This window comes from Pseudomonas sp. SJZ103 (genome assembly GCF_007828335.1).
Lineage (GTDB): Bacteria > Pseudomonadota > Gammaproteobacteria > Pseudomonadales > Pseudomonadaceae > Aquipseudomonas.
The window spans coordinates 177,473-194,482 of sequence record NZ_VIUN01000007.1; the positions used below are offsets into that span (position 1 = coordinate 177,473).

General features: G+C 59.8%; 15 protein-coding genes. 9 read left to right on the forward strand and 6 right to left on the reverse strand.

The window, feature by feature from the left end:
* Nucleotides 1–3 precede the first annotated feature (3 nt).
* The 3 genes from FBY10_RS17270 (at nt 4) to FBY10_RS17280 (ending at nt 3,195) form a co-directional block, all read left to right on the forward strand.
* Nucleotides 4–897, forward strand: coding sequence for a fumarylacetoacetate hydrolase family protein (locus tag FBY10_RS17270; RefSeq protein WP_145337143.1), 894 nt, complete (start codon nt 4–6; stop codon nt 895–897).
* Nucleotides 898–918: 21 nt separating this feature from the next.
* A complete protein-coding gene (locus FBY10_RS17275) occupies nt 919–1,614 on the forward strand; it encodes a DUF4286 family protein (RefSeq protein WP_145337144.1) in 696 nt (231 codons plus the stop codon).
* A gap of 285 nt (nt 1,615–1,899) precedes the next feature.
* Complete coding sequence (locus tag FBY10_RS17280; protein WP_145337145.1) at nt 1,900–3,195, forward strand: OprD family porin; 1,296 nt, start codon at nt 1,900–1,902, stop codon at nt 3,193–3,195.
* A 99-nt stretch (nt 3,196–3,294) separates the two neighbouring features.
* On the opposite strand, the gene FBY10_RS17285 is transcribed toward FBY10_RS17280, so the two are convergent.
* A complete protein-coding gene (locus FBY10_RS17285) occupies nt 3,295–4,722 on the reverse strand; it encodes an aldehyde dehydrogenase family protein (protein WP_145337146.1) in 1,428 nt (475 codons plus the stop codon).
* A 254-nt stretch (nt 4,723–4,976) separates the two neighbouring features.
* A complete protein-coding gene (locus FBY10_RS17290) occupies nt 4,977–5,360 on the reverse strand; it encodes a helix-turn-helix domain-containing protein (protein WP_145337147.1) in 384 nt (127 codons plus the stop codon).
* A 102-nt stretch (nt 5,361–5,462) separates the two neighbouring features.
* Here FBY10_RS17290 and FBY10_RS17295 point away from each other — a divergent pair, with 102 nt between their 5' ends.
* Nucleotides 5,463–6,581 (forward strand): NADH:flavin oxidoreductase, encoded by a 1,119-nt coding sequence (locus FBY10_RS17295; protein WP_145337148.1) that lies wholly within the window; start codon nt 5,463–5,465, stop codon nt 6,579–6,581.
* A gap of 244 nt (nt 6,582–6,825) precedes the next feature.
* Nucleotides 6,826–7,599 (forward strand): YkgJ family cysteine cluster protein, encoded by a 774-nt coding sequence (locus FBY10_RS17300; protein WP_256663506.1) that lies wholly within the window; start codon nt 6,826–6,828, stop codon nt 7,597–7,599.
* 9 nt (nt 7,600–7,608) lie between these two features.
* Here FBY10_RS17300 and FBY10_RS17305 read toward each other — a convergent pair whose 3' ends face one another.
* Nucleotides 7,609–8,139, reverse strand: coding sequence for a type II secretion system protein GspJ (locus FBY10_RS17305; protein ID WP_145337149.1), 531 nt, complete (start codon nt 8,137–8,139; stop codon nt 7,609–7,611).
* Between the two features lie 111 nt (nt 8,140–8,250).
* Nucleotides 8,251–10,008 carry a sigma-54-dependent Fis family transcriptional regulator gene (locus FBY10_RS17310; RefSeq protein WP_145337150.1) on the reverse strand — a complete coding sequence of 586 codons (1,758 nt, stop codon included), beginning with the start codon at nt 10,006–10,008 and terminating at the stop codon, nt 8,251–8,253.
* 270 nt (nt 10,009–10,278) lie between these two features.
* Here FBY10_RS17310 and FBY10_RS17315 point away from each other — a divergent pair, with 270 nt between their 5' ends.
* From FBY10_RS17315 to FBY10_RS17325, 3 genes are all read left to right on the forward strand, one after another.
* Nucleotides 10,279–11,754: a benzaldehyde dehydrogenase gene (locus FBY10_RS17315; protein WP_131698871.1), complete on the forward strand. Its 1,476-nt coding sequence runs from the start codon at nt 10,279–10,281 to the stop codon at nt 11,752–11,754.
* 57 nt (nt 11,755–11,811) lie between these two features.
* On the forward strand, nt 11,812–12,579 hold the full coding sequence (locus tag FBY10_RS17320) for a coniferyl-alcohol dehydrogenase (RefSeq protein WP_145337151.1): 768 nt from the start codon (nt 11,812–11,814) through the stop codon (nt 12,577–12,579).
* A gap of 81 nt (nt 12,580–12,660) precedes the next feature.
* Nucleotides 12,661–13,608 (forward strand): transporter, encoded by a 948-nt coding sequence (locus FBY10_RS17325; RefSeq protein ID WP_145337152.1) that lies wholly within the window; start codon nt 12,661–12,663, stop codon nt 13,606–13,608.
* On the opposite strand, the gene mhpT is transcribed toward FBY10_RS17325, so the two are convergent.
* The gene (gene mhpT, locus FBY10_RS17330) at nt 13,586–14,794 is read right to left on the reverse strand and encodes a 3-(3-hydroxy-phenyl)propionate transporter MhpT (RefSeq protein ID WP_131698868.1); all 1,209 of its coding nucleotides are present in this window, start codon (nt 14,792–14,794) and stop codon (nt 13,586–13,588) included. The genes FBY10_RS17325 and mhpT overlap by 23 nt on opposite strands.
* 308 nt (nt 14,795–15,102) lie before the next feature.
* Here mhpT and FBY10_RS17335 point away from each other — a divergent pair, with 308 nt between their 5' ends.
* The gene (locus tag FBY10_RS17335) at nt 15,103–16,428 is read left to right on the forward strand and encodes an OprD family porin (RefSeq protein WP_178116763.1); all 1,326 of its coding nucleotides are present in this window, start codon (nt 15,103–15,105) and stop codon (nt 16,426–16,428) included.
* A 5-nt stretch (nt 16,429–16,433) separates the two neighbouring features.
* Here FBY10_RS17335 and FBY10_RS17340 read toward each other — a convergent pair whose 3' ends face one another.
* On the reverse strand, nt 16,434–16,922 hold the full coding sequence (locus FBY10_RS17340; protein WP_122560566.1) for a MarR family winged helix-turn-helix transcriptional regulator: 489 nt from the start codon (nt 16,920–16,922) through the stop codon (nt 16,434–16,436).
* Nucleotides 16,923–17,010: the final 88 nt, after the last annotated feature.

A 17,010-nucleotide genomic window follows, 5' to 3' on the forward strand; every position in this document is an offset into this window, starting at 1 on the left:
CAAATGCGCTTAGTTCGTTTTGGTTTGCCGGGGCAGGAACAGCCGGGAATCCTGGATTCGCAAGGGATCGTGCGAGACCTTTCGGGCATTGTCGACGACATTGATGCGTCTGCCCTGAGCCCGTCGGTGCTCGAAAAACTACGTGCTGTTGACGTTGAAAAGCTTCCGGTGGTGGCGCCGGGCACACGCCTTGGTCCATGCGTAGGCAGCGTACCGAACCTGATTTGCATCGGCCTGAACTACTCCGATCACGCGGCTGAAACAAATACACCTATCCCGAGCCAGCCGGTGGTCTTCAACAAACACACCGCGTCCATCAGCGGCCCCAATGACCCGGTGATTCTACCAACGGGGGCTCAGAAGCTTGATTGGGAAGTCGAGTTGGCCATCGTTATCGGTACGCCTGCCTGGCAGATTGATGAGTCGCAGGCGTTGAATCACATCGCCGGTTATTGCCTGGCCAATGATGTCTCCGAGCGGGCTTATCAGCTTGAGTACGAAGGGCAGTGGGCCAAGGGGAAAAGCGGTTTTTCCTTCGCTCCACTGGGACCTTGGCTGGTCACCCGCGACGAAATTGCCGACCCGCATGCCATTGATCTCTGGCTCGACGTGAACGGCAAACGTCTCCAGACCGGCAATACCCGCACAATGATTTTCAGCGTTGCACACATTGTCGCGTACCTCAGTCGCTTCATGCCGCTACTGCCGGGTGACGTCATCATTACCGGTACGCCACCGGGTGTGGGGCTTGGGCAGAAGCCACCGGTATTCCTCAAGGCGGGTGACACCATGCGTGTTGGTGGCCAAGGGCTGGGTGAACAATTTCAGACCGTGGTTCCTTACGTTGCTGAAATGGGTGCTGCATGGGTCGCCGGTCGCCATCCCAATGTTGACTGACTATCGCTGGAGGAAAACGCTATGAGCTTTGCAGGAACAGGTGTAGTCGCGATCTGGCATGATCTTTTGCCCGAAGCGCGGGACGAGTTCTATGAGTGGCATAACCGGGAACACATGCCTGAGCGGGCTGGCATTCCGGGGTTTTTGCGGGGACGTCGATACATCGCTTTGGATGCCGGACCGACCTATTTCAACCTCTATGAGGCTGACACTGTGCAGGTGTTGGGAGGGCAGGATTATTTATCGCGTCTCAACAGTCCGACGGCTTGGACAAAGCAGTCGGTGCAGTCATATCGCAACGTCGCGCGATCCATATGCGAGGTTACTTATACCAGCGGTGTGGGGCAGGGCGCGTATTTGCTGACGGTCCGTTTCGACGTTGTCGAGGGGGGGCATAACTCGGTGTCAGACGCATTGCGCCAACGCGTGCTTCCGCCTCTCGTTGATACCCAAGGTATTACGGGTGTGCATTTGTGTGTGGCTGATGAGGCCGTGAGCAAGGTTGAAACCGCAGAGAAAAAAGCCCGCGCCGAAGGGACCCAGATACCGGCCTGGATCGTCATGATCGAAGGGTGTGCGCCTGACTACGTTCGCGTCGCCGGCGAGTCTTTTGTCGCTGAGCTGCAACGGCTGTTGGAGGGGCAATCGATGGCACCAGAAACCACGCTTTATCAATTGGAATACACACGTTGCAAAACGCCAGGGAGTGCGGGTTGATCGCCGAGCGTTCGAGTCTGTTTTAACTCTCAGTCGTTGTTCTCAAGCAATTCCCCACGAGCGTGCCATGACAGGCATTGATTCAGGCTCGCGTCTGCGCACGCTCGGGTTTTGCTTAAGGTGCTGTTAACCAATTATCAAGTTACTCAATAAAGGATTATCACAAGACACATAAGGGAGCTGCGCAGTCACTGGTAGTTAGTTATTCGAGCTGCCTGTGCACAAGTTGAATGACACGCCAAAAATCGCAACAACAAAAATAATAACTCATTGTGAGAAAACATCATGCGCTACCCTGTTATTTTCCGCAGCGTGCCTGCACATCAATCCCTGATTACTGTGACGCTTGCGTTCTGCGCGGGTACGTCAGCCGCTGTTCAGGCCGATCAAAATAGCGGCTTTGTCGATGGCGCTACCGCCACCCTCAACTTGCGCAACGCTTACATCAATCGCAACTTCATCAATCCGGCCTATCCCAACAGCGCCGCTCCACAGAATAAAGCCGAAGAGTGGACACAGAGCTTCATCCTTGATGCTCGTTCCGGTTATACCGCTGGGCCGATAGGATTCGGTGTCGATGTATTAGGTCTTTATTCCCAAAAGCTTGATGGTGGCAAAGGCACCGGCGGTACCCAACTGCTGCCGATCCACGACGACGGCCGCCCCGCCGATAACTTTGGGCGTCTGGGCGTGGCGCTGAAAGCCAAGCTGTCGAAGACTGAATTGAAAGTGGGTGAATGGATGCCTGTGTTGCCGATCCTGCGCTCTGACGATGGTCGTTCTCTGCCCCAGACCTTTCGTGGCGGCCAGGTGACGTCCAACGAAATCGCCGGCCTGACTCTCTACGGCGGCCAGTTTCGCGGCAACAGCCCGCGCAACGACGCGAGCATGGAAGACATGTTCATGAACGGCAAAGCCGCGTTCACCTCCGACCGCTTCAACTTCGGCGGCGGCGAATACACCTTTAACGACAAGCGCACTCAGGTTGGCGTGTGGTACGCCGAGCTCACCGACATCTACCAGCAACAGTACGTCAATCTCAGCCACAGCCAACCCGCGGGCGACTGGACCCTGGGCGCCAACCTGGGCTTCTTCAACGGCAAGGAAGACGGCCGCGCCCTGGCCGGCGACCTTGACAACAAGACCACCTTCGCCTTGCTCTCTGCCAGATACGGCGGCAACACCTTCTACGTCGGCCTGCAAAAACTCACCGGCGACAGCGCCTGGATGCGGGTCAACGGCACCAGTGGTGGAACATTGGCCAACGACAGCTATAACGCCAGTTTTGATAACGCTCAGGAGCGCTCATGGCAGCTACGCCATGACTTTAACTTCGCAGTGCTCGGTGTCCCGGGCCTGACATTAATGAACCGATATATCAGCGGTGATAACGTCCACACAGGTTCGATCACCGATGGCAAAGAGTGGGGCCGAGAGTCGGAACTGGCCTACGTGGTGCAGTCCGGTGCACTGAAAAATCTCAGCGTTAGATGGCGCAATTCGAGTGTTCGCAGGGATTTCAGCACCAATGAGTTTGATGAAAACCGGATTTTCATTAATTACCCCATTTCGCTGCTATAAAACCCCTTACGATCGCACTTACTGAATAAGTAGCCGGCGTTCTGGGACGCCGCTACTTTTCATAGGGAAAGGGCGCTACTCATTCCAGCAGCAAGCCCTTCACACGGCCCGCCGAAAGCCAACGATCGCTTTGGTTTCGAGAAAATCGCCGAACGCAACTTCTCCCCATTCACGACCGTTACCCGACTGTTTGTATCCCCCGAACGGGGCCGCCAAATCCATGTCGGCATAATTGAGCGTGACTTGTCCGGCCCGAAGTTTACGCGCCACTGCCTCGGCGGCTGTATGTTCGCCCTGAACATAAGCGGCAAGACCGAATACGGTGTCATTGGCGATCGCCACTGCATCGGCTTCATCGGCATAACCGATGATGACAAGCACCGGACCGAAGATCTCCTCGCGGGCGATAGTCATGTCATTCGTCACGTTGGAGAAGACGGTCGGTTGCACATAGAAACCGGTGTCGAGCCCTTCGGGTCGGCCGAGACCACCTGTTATCAGCGTTGCACCTTCTTCGATGCCGACCTGGATCAGGTTCTGGATCTTGCGCCATTGTGCCTCGGAGGCGACCGGCCCCATTTTTGCGTTACTTGCCGGGTGTCCGACAACCCACTGCGCTGCCGCAGTGCGCGCGAGATCGGCTACCTCCGCCATTCGTGTAAATGGAACAAGCATCCGTGACGGCGCATTACATGATTGACCGCTGTTGAGCATAATTTGAGCCACACCCGCCGCCACGGCTGACGGAAAATCGGCACTCGGCAAAAGGATGTTCGGCGACTTTCCGCCCAGTTCCTGGTGTACGCGTTTCACCGTCAGTGCAGCATTGCGTGCGACCTGGATGCCTGCGGGGGTGGATCCAGTAAACGAGACGAGATCGACTTCAGGATGACCCGTCAGTGCGTCGCCAACACCTTTGCCGTCTCCGTGTACCAGATTAAAAACACCGGCTGGTACACCGGCATCATGCATGATCTCGGTAAAGATCGTCGCCGAGAAGGGCGACACTTCAGAAGGCTTCACCACCATCGTGCAGCCTGTCGCCAACGCTGCGGCCACCTTGCAGGTCAACTGGTTGAGCGGCCAATTCCATGGCGTGATTAACGCACAAACGCCAATCGGCTCGCGTACGATCTCAGTGGTGCCCATCTCGTGTTCGAAACTGTATTTGGCTAACGCGGCGCGAGCGATTTGAATGTGGGCCAGGCCGGCCGTGACTTGTAATTTCTCGGCGAGCCATAGCGGTGCGCCCATTTCCTCTGACACTGCTATCGCAAGATCCTGTGCGCGCAACTGGTAGGCAGCGATGATTCGATCGAAGAGTGCAAGACGCTCCTCAACCGATATTTGCGAGAAAGACTGGAAGGCGGCTCTCGCGGCTGCGACCGCTTTATTGACGTCGAGGGTGCCGCCGAGCGCTAGCTGGCCGGCAACCGTTTCGTCAGCCGGATTAATGACATCTATTACGATATTGCCAGCGGGCTCCACCCACGAACCATCGATGTAAAACTGAAGATTTTCGCGCATTTTAGTCCTCGTCATATTGGGCTTCCCAAAAAAGGTCAGGCCGCTGGGATCAGCGTTGCCGCGTCGATATCGAAGGCGCTTGGCCAATCGTCGAGAGTCGCAGAGAGGCGCTGGTCAAAGGTCACAAGAAGGCATCAAAATGAGGCCATCGTTGGCGACCTTTACAAGGTATGCGTGATAAACCTAGAGTCAATTAGGCACTTAAAGTAGCGTTGGTAGGTTCATGGATACCGCGGGCAAACCTGCGAAGTCATTCACTCCGTCAGGCTTACCTGCGCGGCCTCGTCAAACTTCAACCGGGCCGTTTCAACCTCAGGCAATTTGTCGAGCGTCCATTTATGCAATTCGCGAAATGGCTGCTGCAGTGTTCGACCCAGTGGGGTGATCTCATACTGGACTGCTACGGGCGAGAACGAGATGACCTGGCGCGAGACAAGACCATTTCGTTCCAGTCGCCGCAGGCACTGTGTCAGGGCCTTCTGAGTGACGCCCTCCAGGCGACGCCTGATGGCGTTAAAACGATGCGGCCCGTCATCAAGTACCGCCAGAACCATCATCGACCACTTGTCTGCGATTTGGTCGAACAGCGCCCGGCTTGGGCACTCCGACGAAAAACATTGCGGCTTTAATTCCAGCATCGAAGTTTCCTCATGTATACCTAGGCGATTCTAGGTGCCTAATTGACATTTAGTTTACAAAATATACTTATATGGTCTCCAAAAGCAAATGGAGACCCTCCAATGTCAAACCCTGATACCAGCGTTTTATTTCGTCCTCTTTCCATCCGCTCGCTTGAACTGAAAAACCGGATTGTCATGGCGCCGATGACCAGGCAATTTTCGCCAGAGGGCATCCCCGGTGAAGGCAGCGCTGCATACTATCGGCGGCGGGCTGAGGGGCGGGTCGGATTGGTTTTGTCAGAAGGGACCGTCATCAATCGTCCTGCTTCACGTAACGGTCCCGGCATCCCTTTTTTTCACGGTGAAGCAGCGCTGGCCGGATGGAAGAACGTGATCGATGCTGTTCACACTGCCGGGGGCCGTATGGGGCCGCAACTCTGGCACACCGGCGCGGTGCGTGACGTCAGCGGCTGGGCCCCTGATGCGCCGGTTGAAAGCCCATCTGGCCTCGATTCGCCAAACGAGCCTCGCGGTGTGGCGATGAGCGAAGAGGATATTGCAGACGCAGTTGCTGCGTTCGCCCAGGCGGCGGCGGATGCCAAACGCCTGGGTTTCGACACGGTTGAGATCCATGGGGCTCATGGTTATTTGATCGATCAGTTCTTCTGGGCCGGCACCAATCAGCGCACCGATCGTTATGGCGGACCGACGATCAAAGAGCGCTCCCGTTTTGCCGCTGAGATCGTGTCTGCTGTGCGTCACGCGGTCGGGCCCGAATTCCCTATCATCATGCGCGTCAGTCAATGGAAGCAGCAGGATTTTGGGGTACGCCTCGCCGAGACCCCTGCACTGATGGAAGACTGGCTGCTGCCGTTGGTTGAGGCGGGTGTGGATGTTCTGCATTGCTCGCAGCGACGCTTCTGGGACGCTGAGTTTCCCGAAATTGATGGTGAGAACGGGCTGAACTGCGCGGGCTGGGCGAAGAAAGTCACTGGAGCCACAACCATCAGCGTCGGTTCGGTCGGACTGGATAATGATGTTACTCACGCATTCGCCGGCAAGGGATCAACCCCTGCGAGCCTGGATCGGCTCGTCGAGCGTATGGAGCGCGAAGAGTTTGATCTGATCGCGGTAGGGCGTGTTCTGCTGAGTGACAAGGATTGGGTCGCCAAAGTGGAAAAAGGTGATTACGCAGAACTGAAGGGCTTCAATCCGGCATCTTTAGCCGAATTGGTTTAAGCCTTACACCGGATCCCGGGCATCTACGTGCGAGTCGTAGATGCCCGGAATCCGGGTGATACGGCGTCGCCACGGATGATGCCGAGCGATCTGGCAAGCGGTGGTGACCGGTCATGGGAAGGTGTATTCAAGTATACCTGGTAGGGATTTAGTGCCTATTTGAAACCAGGTATACAGCCGATATCATGGGTTTCTTTCGCCATCGCCTCTACTGGAAGTTTGGAGGCGAGAAACAGGATTGATCATGACACCTATAAGCCAATCCGTGACGCCCATAAAAAACCACGTCACGCGGTTTACCTGCAACGGGTGCGGAATTTGCTGTAAAGGACGTCTTATCCCTCTGACGCTTCAAGAGGCCGAGCAGTGGTTAAATCGTGGCGGTAACGTCGCAGTCATACTCGAAGCTTTCGACACGTCAGCCTTCCCATTGCCAGAGCACTACAACCACAGCGTGCAACGCGCGGTCGATGTGGCCAGTGGAGAGGCACGTATTCAGGTAATAGCCATTTTTGCGGGTAACGCCCTGACACAGTGCCCAAGTCTCGGGGAGGATAACCGCTGCACGATCTATGAAGATCGACCGCTGGTCTGTCGAATCTATCCGATGGAAATCAATCCATTTCTGACCCTGCGCCCCGAAGAAAAGGTCTGCCCACCGGAAGTCTGGGAGTCGGGAGAGGTGTTATGGTCTGACCGTGTAGTTGATCCTGTCTTGGAGGATCAGATTCAACGCTCCCGACAGGCTGACCGCGACGATGCCAAGGCAAAAGTTTCAGTATGCGCGGCGCTGGGGATGAGTGTTGCCGCCTGGAAAGGCAACGCGCTGGCTGTTTACTTAACCGACCGTGCGCAATTGCAGCAGGCCATCAGTCTCGTTCGCGCGGGAGGCGACGTACCGGCCAATGTGTCCTGGAAAGTACGCGTCGATGATGCAGACCTTCACACTCGTCTGCAGGGGGCAGGTGTTGAACTGGATCTTCGTGCACAGACTGAATACATCTTTCACTCGCTTTAATCGGAGAGCTCAGTGCTTTGCCCGCTCCAGGGCGTGGGGGTACCTTGATCGTCGCTGACTCGCTTGTTGCAGCGGCCCCAGCACTTGCCGATAACGTTCTTCCCCCTGTGGTGTCTGGCGGGTCAGGCTGATTTCCAGGCCGACGGGATCGGCTTTGCAGTTGCCGGCCAGCTGACGCCAGCCCTGGCCCGCTTCCCAGATGCGTACCTGCAGTTCACTGATGCCGGACAAGACGGCCACCGCTTTTTGGGGGGCCGGCAACGGGTATCGATCACTGGCCGCTGATGTGGCGCGGTACAGCGTGTCACCCTCCAGCCACCAGCGCACCCGTTGCAGGCCGTTTTCGGGAAGGGCTGCGGGGCGACTCTTTACGTCGAGGCCAACGAGTCGTCCTGTGCAACCCGCGTGGCACCTGCGCTGATGCAGGGCTTCCCGGCCGAGCCGAAACACCGGGTAACGTGGCAGAACTGGATGCGCGCACCCTTCAGCCAGTGGGAGTTTCTTCAATAGCTTGCCGGCGTTCGGCTTTCTGACGTTCACGCAGTCCGCTCACAGGAGATCCTTGTCACGGTTAAATAAGCGGGCATTGGTCACCCGGATGCCCATGCAAAATACTTAATTGAACAAAGCTTTTAAGGCACTAATTGCCCATCAAGGGCTTTGCCGCTGGTGCTTCTTCAGCCGATAGGCAAATTGTGCACGGCTGAGCCCCACAAGCCTGGCGGCGGCGGCCAGGTTGCCGGCGTTGCGTTGCAGGGCTTCATTGAGCAGGCGCGATTCAAGACCTTCGATGGAAAACCCCGGTTCCAGTTGGCCAAGGGTGTCGAACAGGGCCAGGCACGGCGGTGGTGCGCTGTTGGACAGGCTGCCATGGTCGTCCAGGCCATAGGGATCGGCGGGCATAGGCTCGTTGCGAAACAGGTGCACGAGGTCAATGGGTTGGCCTTCGTCACTGGCGATCAGGCCGCGTTCGATCAGGTTTTGCAGTTCGCGCACATTGCCCGCGAAGTCATAGCGCAGCAGCGCTTTCAGGGCGCGCATGGTCAGGCCCATCGGGGTTCGGGCGTATTCCTGGCAGAAGCGTGTGAGGAACGCATTGATCAACAGTGGGATGTCGTCCCGGCGTTCGCGCAGCGCTGGCAGGGCGATGGGGTAGACATTCAGGCGGTAGAACAGGTCTTCACGAAAGGTGCCGTCGGCCACGGCTTTACGCAGATCGATATTGGTGGCGGCCACCACGCGCACATCCACCTTGATCCCGCGCACCCCGCCGACCCGTTCGATTTCCCGTTCCTGCAAGGCCCTCAGCAACTTGCTTTGCCCGGCCAGGCTGAGGCTGGTGATTTCATCCAGAAACAGCGTGCCGCCCTGGGCCCGTTCGAAACGTCCAGGCCGCGAGTGCGTCGCGCCGGTATAGGCGCCGCGTTCGACACCGAACAGTTCGGCCTCGATCAGGTTGTCCGGAATGGCAGCGCAATTGAGTGCCACGAACGGGCTGTCCTGGCGGCGGCTGAGCTGGTGCAACTGGCGCGCAAACATCTCCTTGCCCACCCCCGACTCACCGCTGATCAACACCGTTGCCGGGGTCAGTGCAACGCGTTGCAGGGCTTGTGTCGCGGCGTTGAAGGCCGCACTCGCCCCCACCAGTGTTTGTGGCGGGTTGGCCCTGGCACTGTGGCTCACCGGGTGATCGGGTGTGGGCGCGACCGTGGCGTTGGTGACGGCCTGGGACACATTCAGGTAGCGCAGGTCCTGCTCGACGTCACCCCATTGCTCGGCCGTCTTGCCGATTACCCGGCAGCTGCGGTGGCCCATGCCACGGCATTCCACTTCGCGGAAAATCACCATTTGCCCGAACAGGCCACTGACGAAACCAATGGCATAGCCGGTTTCAGTCCAGCACACCGGGTCCTGGCCGATGCCGTAGGCGCCCACATGTTCATCGGCCTCGCACGAGTGGTGCCAGAGGAACTCGCCTTCATAGAACCCCGAATCGGCATCGAACTTGAAGTGCAGCGGTTCGACCTTGGTCATGCCTTCCAGGGTGTGCAAATGGGTCCCGGCGCGAAACACCGCGGCGGCATCGGCCTGTGGCCAGCGCTCGCGGATCAACCGCGCATCCCGCGCGCCGGAGGCATAACCGGTGCGGGTAAACAGGCCACGCGCCTGTTCCAGCCCCAGGCGCTCGATGACCTCCCTGCGCAGGGCGCCGAACGACGAACTGTGCAGCAACACCATGCGTTGATCGTTGAGCCAGATACGTCCGTCTTCGGGCGAGAAGAATAGGCAGTCGGTCAGTTCCGCCGGGGTGGGCGAACTGCTCTCACTGAGTTGGCGGCTGTCGCCGCGCGGATGGTAGGGCGCGATGGCCACCCGGTCGTCGGGCAGCGCGCTGGGGGGATTAGTCATTGTTATGCCCCTGCAAAGCGAGTGATCGATATGAGTAACTGCTCAGATAGTTATTAAACATAACCTTATCAATTGAACAAGTGGCAGCGCGCCGGTTTTTGCAGTCGATCGGCGGGTGAGGTATGGGCGGTGTGTGTGAGGCCCCGTCCCAGAGCCCTCGACGCTTTATGTCAGCGACGTTGCGTGCAAGCGGCACAGCCTTTGCTCAAGGCTTGATGCGGCGTTTGCACCCTGTGCAGGCGATGACAATTACAAGAACCGGGAGTTGCCATGTCAGTGTCTGAAACCACCCACTTTCTACAGCGGGCCATTGGGTCCGAATGCCTGTTCAACGGCGATTGGATACCCGCTTCGGGATCCGTGATCCCGGTGATCGAACCCGCCACCGGCGAACCCCTGATGCGCTGCGCCATGGCCAACCCGGCCGACATCGCCATCGCCTGCCGCAGCGCGGCCCTGGCCCAGCCGGCCTGGGCTGCACTCGGCCCACGGGAGCGTGCCGAGGTGTTTCGCAAGGCGGCGGACCTGGCCCAGCAGTCCTTTGCCGAACTGGCGCTGTACGTCGCGCGGGAAACCGGCGGCGCGTTGTTCAAAGGCGAACACGAAGTGCGCGAGGCGATTGTGCTGCTGCATCAAGCGGCGGGGCTGTTGTCCCAACCTCACGGGCTGGTACTGCCCAGTGCGGCCGGTCGCCTGTCCTATGCCCGGCGTCAGCCCCACGGCGTGGTCGGGGTGATTTCACCGTTCAATTTTCCGCTGGTGCTGTCGCTGCGCTCGGTGGCACCGGCCCTGGCGGCGGGCAATGCGGTGGTGCTCAAGCCCGACCCGCAGACGCCGGTCAGCGGTGGTTTTCTGATCGCCCGGCTGTTCGAAGAGGCGGGCTTGCCCAAGGGCCTGCTGCAGGTATTGCCCGGTGCCGCGCCGGCGGGGGAGGCGCTGTGCCGCGATCCGAATGTGCAGATGATTGCGTTCACCGGGTCGACGGCGGCGGGGCGCAAAGTCGCCGAAGTGGCCGGACGACACCTGAAAAAAGTCGCGCTGGAACTGGGCGGCAAAAACCCGCTGATCATTCTCGAAGACGCCGACCTCGACCTGGCCGCGAGCAATGCCGCCTGGGGCGCCTGGCTGCACCAGGGGCAAATCTGTATGGCGACCGGCTTGATCCTCGCCCATGAGTCCATCGCCGAACGCCTCACGCGCAAGCTGGTGGACAAGGCCCGGGCGCTCACCGTGGGCAATGCCGCCCGCGGTGAAGCCGCACTCGGCCCATTGATCAACCAGCGGCAATTGCAGCGCGTGCACGAGATCGTCAGCGACAGCCTGCAAGCGGGCGCGCGGTTGGAGGCGGGCGGCGACTATGACCGCTTGTTCTATCAGCCCACTGTGCTCAGTGGCGTGCGTCCGGGCATGCGCGCGTTTGAGGAAGAAATCTTCGGCCCGGTGGCCACGGTGGTCAGTTTTGCCACGGACGAGGAGGCCATCGAGCTGGCCAACCGTACCGAGTACGGCCTCTCGGCCGCGATCATCTCGCCTTCGGTCGGGCGTGCCATGGCCATCGGCGAGCGGCTTGACTGCGGCCTGCTGCACATCAACGACCAGACCGTGGCCGACGAATGCATCAACCCCTTTGGTGGGCGCGGCGCTTCCGGCAATGGCGGCAGCGTAGGCGGGCCGGCCGACTGGGACGAGTACAGCCAGTGGCAGTGGGTCACGGTGAAAAACACTCCGCCTGCCTATCCGTTCTGAGTCCTGGCTCATCGTTTTGATCCACCCATGCCTATACAAAAATAAGAGGGCTTGAACATGAACCTGCACAACAAAACCCTGATCGTCACCGGTGTCGCTTCCGGCATTGGTGCCGAGCTGGCGCGCCTCGCGCGTTTCCAGGGCGCCACGGTGATCGGCGTTGATCGCCATGAACCGCAACTGACCCTGGATGGCTTCTTCCAGGCTGACCTGGGCGATCCGGCCAGCATCGATGCCCTGGTGGCACGCCTGCCGGCGCGGGTCGACGGGCTGTGCAACATTGCCGGCGTGCCCGGTACGGCGCCCGTGCAAGCGGTGGCCACGGTCAATTACCTGGGGTTGCGGCACCTGACCCAATCGCTGCTGCCACGCATGCCGGCGGGCGGCAGCATCGTCAATGTCGCCTCGGTGCTCGGCGCGCAATGGCCGCAACGCCTGGAGCTGCACAAGGCCCTGGCCGCGACGCAAAGCTTCGACGCCGGGCAGCAGTGGCTGGCGTCCAATCCGGTGGAGCAAGCCAGCTGTTATCAATACTTCAAGGAAGCGCTGATCGTGTGGAGCTTCCAGCAATCCCAAGGCTGGTTTCGCGATCATTCGGTGCGCATCAACTGCGTCGCGCCGGGGCCGGTGTTTACCCCGATTCTCGGCGATTTCGTCAGCATGCTCGGGCCGGAGCGGGTGGCTGCGGACAGCCAGCGCATGACCCGTCCAGCCCTGGCCGATGAGGTGGCGGCGGTGATTGCCTTCCTCTGCTCGGACGCCGCGCGCTGGGTCAACGGCGTCAATCTGCCGGTGGACGGTGGGTTGGCGGCGACCTACGTGTAAGGGTTGCAACAGCGGTAAACCCCGGCGCGGATCCACCGTGCCGGGCGTCTTGAACAACAACAAAAATACAGGACATACAAGATGCTCAAGCCTATCTTGCGGACGGTTGCGGCCACGACGTTTGTCGCACTGACATCGACTGCTTACGCTTATGATTTGCCCGGACTCAACCTGGGCAGCACCAGTTTCTACGACGGCTCACCGGCCCCGGCCGGCCCGGGCTGGTACCTGGAGGAATACCTGACGTACTCCCGGGCTAGCCGCTTCAATGATGCCAACGGCAACAAGCTGGCGTTGCCCAAGCAGGACCTGGAAGTGGTGGCGCCTACCACGCAGATCATCTACGTCGGCCAACCCCTGGCCAATGGCGCGATGCCTGGAATCACCCTGATCAACACCTCCCTGGCCCATGTGGATGTCGACGATGGGTTGAACAATGCGGCGCTGAGTTCTCGCGCTGGCTTTGGTGATGTGATTGTGGGGCCTTTCCTGCAACTGCCGACCCTGAGCCGCGCCGATGGCAGCCCACTGCTGACCCAACGTGTCGAAGCCGATATCTCGGTGCCGGTGGGTGCCTATGACCGCAAGCGCTCGATCAACCCAGGCAGCAACTTCTGGTCATTCAACCCGTATTACGCGGCGACGTACTGGTTCAGCCCGAAGTGGTCGGCGAGCGGGCGTTTCATGTACCTGTGGAATGGCAAGAATGATGATCCGCAGGCAGGCTTTGGCGATGTTTCCGATACCCAGGCCGGGCAGGCGTTGCATGCCAACCTGACCTTGCAATATGCCTTGAGCCAGCAACTGAGCGTGGGGGTTAACGGCTATTGGTTGAAGCAGATCACCGACACCAAGGTCGATGGGCACGCCGTGAGCGGGCGTCGGGAGAAGGTCTGGGCCATGGGCCCAGGCCTGGTCTATGCGTTCAGCAAGGAAGATGTGCTATCGGTAAACGCCTACTTTGAACAGCAGGCGGAGAACCGCACCGAGGGCAACAAAATGGTGCTCAATTGGCTGCATAAGTTCTAGTGGGCGCCGTACGCACCATCACGCTGATGATGGTCAGTGCGGCAATCACCACCCCGGGGGACGTCGCCAGCAGTACCCCCGCGGTGCCGGCGCCGGCGGCGAGCAGTTGCCCGGCCGCCAGCGGCCCGGCGACCGAACCCAAGCGGCCGACGGCCACTGCTGCACCGACACCGGTGGCGCGCACCGAGGTTGGGTAGGAGGGCGGTGCCGACGCATACAGCACCAACTGCGCGGCCATGACGAACAGGCCGGCGGCAAAACCGGCAATGGCCATGGGCACGATGCCCACCGACAACCCGACCCCTGCCAATGCCGCCAGCAACCCGGCATACACGGACAGCACCACTTTGACGGCATTGCACCGGTCCAGCAGCACGCCACCGAGCAGCGAACCGAGGGCGCCGCCGATATTGAAGAGCATCTGCACCATGCCCGCCTGGGGTTTGCTGAAGCCTTGTTCCAGCAACAGCGACGGCAGCCAATTAAGCAACATGTACATCACGGTCAGGGTGAAGAAGTAACTGAGCCACAAGGCCAGTGTGGTGCGGGCGCGACCTTCGCCGAACAGCGCCTGGCCGCTGGAGAGACGGGCGCCAGGCGTGTTGTCGCGCTGTTGGCGAAAGGCAGTGGATTCCGGCAGCAGCAGGATCATCAACGGTACGGCCAGCAAGGGTGCCAGGCCGCCGATGATAAACGTGGTCTGCCAGTGCTCACTGGAAAACATCGCCACCACTGCGGCCAATGCACCACCCAGCGGCACCCCGCAGTACATCACGCTGATGGCCGTGCCACGGTTGCGTTCGCTTACCGCTTCGGCGCACAGCGCGATCAGGTTGGGCAGCGCGGCACCCAGGCCCAGGCCGGTGAGGAAGCGCACCAGCAACAGGCTTGAGTAGCTTTCGACAAACGCGGTGCTCAGGGAAAACAGCCCGAACAGCAGCACGGCGCTCACCAGGATTTTCTTGCGCCCGATGCGGTCGGCGACCCAACCGCCGAAGAATGCCCCCGGCAGCAGGCCAATGATGCCGACGCTGAACACCCAGCCGAGCATCTTCGGATCCAGGGCGAACGTTTGACGTAACCCGGCGGCGGCAGTGCCGGCGGCCTGCAGATCGAACCCCTCGATCAGCGCAACGATAAAACACAACGCAATAGTCAGCGTCGAACGACGCGATGGACTGTCCATGGGCAAACCTCATTGTTGTTTTTGTTGTGGTGGCGAGCGCGAGTGGCTGCTGGTGATTAAGATAACAAAGATAACTAAAAAATGAATCGTGGATTAATCTGCTCATAAATCATGAATAAATCCATAAAATTCAAAAGCTTGGCATATAGATCCATATGAACCTAAAAAATAGATAGTTTTATTAATGTTCGATTATCGCTCAGTTGCGGTTGACGGGCACCGTCGGCTGTTTCCATTCTTGGCTCGCGAAGCCGACCGGGCCGAGCGTGTGCCACCCCAAAAACAACAACAAAAAATGGACATCGAACATGCCAGAACTTCCTATGGAGCACGCCGTTGCAGCGGCGCCCGTCGCCTGTGTGTCGAACACCACTCCACGCCTGCTCATGGCATGCCTGGCCTTGAGCGTGCTGCCCGCTCCGCTGTGGGCCGCAGGCTTTATCGACGACAGCCACGGCACCTTGACCTTGCGCAATTACTACCTGGACCGCGACTACAAGGACGACGGTGCGAAGACCGCCGCGCGGGAATGGGCCCAGGCGTTCATCCTCAACCTGGAATCGGGGTACACCCCAGGCCCGGTGGGCTTTGGCCTGGATGTGCGCGGGCTGATGGGGGTCAAGCTCGACTCCTCGCCAGACCGCAGCGGCACCGAGTTGTTGCCGGTGTCGGCGAGCGACAAACGCGCCGCCGATGAGTACTCGCGCCTGGCGCCAACCGCCAAGCTGCGGTTTGCGCAAACCACGGTGAAGGCCGGTGATGTGTCGATCTTCCTGCCATTCGCCTTTGCCAGCCCGTCGCGCCTGCTGCCGCAAACTTTTCGCGGCACCACCTTGAGCTCCAAGGACATCGATGGCCTGACCCTCAACACCGGCTACATCGACCGCATCAACAAACGCGACTCCACCGACTACCAGGCCATGACCATCGCCTCGCCCAACCGGCGTTTCAACGCCACCGCCACCACGTCGCATCTGGCGTATGTGGGCGGTGATTACCAGGTCAACAAAGACCTCAGCCTGCGTGTCTATCACTCGCAGGTGGCGGACCTCTACCAGCAGGACACCCTGGCGCTGCTGCACAACCTGCCGTTGGGAGATGGCGTGCTCACCAGCGACCTGCGCAGCTTTTTCAGTCGCGAGGACGGCAGTGCCAAGGCGGGCAACGTGGATAACCGCAACCTCTCGGCGCTGTTCGGCTACCGCCTCGGCGGACATCGCGTCAGCCTTGGCTACATGCACTCAAGCGGGGAGACGGCCACGCCCTATATCTCTGGAACGGAGTTGATGGGCATGAGCGAACTGACCATGAGCTCGGACTTTCTCAACGCCAAGGAGCGCACCTGGCAGGCCATCTACGACTACGACTTCGCCGCAGCGGGTGTGCCGGGGTTGAAGACTCGGCTGCGCTATGTGCGTGGCGACAACATCGAACTGGCCGCTTTCAACGCCGAGGATCGCAAGGAGCGCGAGTTCCAGATGGAGTTGGGCTATGTGATCCAGGACGGCCCGCTGAAGAACGTCGGGTTCATGGCGCGCAAGTCGATCTACCGCAATGACTTCCCCAGCGGCGCGGCGTTTCGCGATGAAAACCAGACCCGTTTCCTGGTGCTGTACACCGTGGCGCTCTGGTAAGCCGATCAGTCCTGGTAGACCTTCTTCAGCAGGCGCAGCAGCTCTTCACGCTCCTGGCCGTCGAGGGCGGCCGTGGCGTCCAGGTCACTCTGGGCGGCGATCGCCTTGAGCTCCTTGAGCAGGGTTTCGCCGCTCTTGCTGAGGAAGATCCCGTAGGAGCGCTTGTCTGGCTTGCAGCGCACCCGCACGGCGAGGGCGCGGCTTTCCAGCTTGTTCAGCAACGGCACCACCTGGGGCGGCTCGATCGCCAGTGCGCGAGCCAGGTCGGCCTGCATCAGCCCGGGGTTCTGCTCGATGATCGCCAGGGCCGAGAACTGCGCAGGGCGCAGGTCGTGGTCCGACAGTCGGCCGATCAGGTTCTGGAACAGCTTGAGCTGGGCGCGACGCATGGCGTAGCCGATCAGATCGTCCAGGGCTGAATCCAGCGGCGGCCGTACCTCGTCGTTATCGGGTAGGGCCTGGCTGGCGGCGGCGATGTTGGAAGGCTTGGCCATTGGCAGTGCAATCCTCAGAAGATGGAGGTTAAGAAGGCTATCTAGTTTGCCGAGGTTGGCGAGCCATGGCTATGCCGGCTTTTCACAA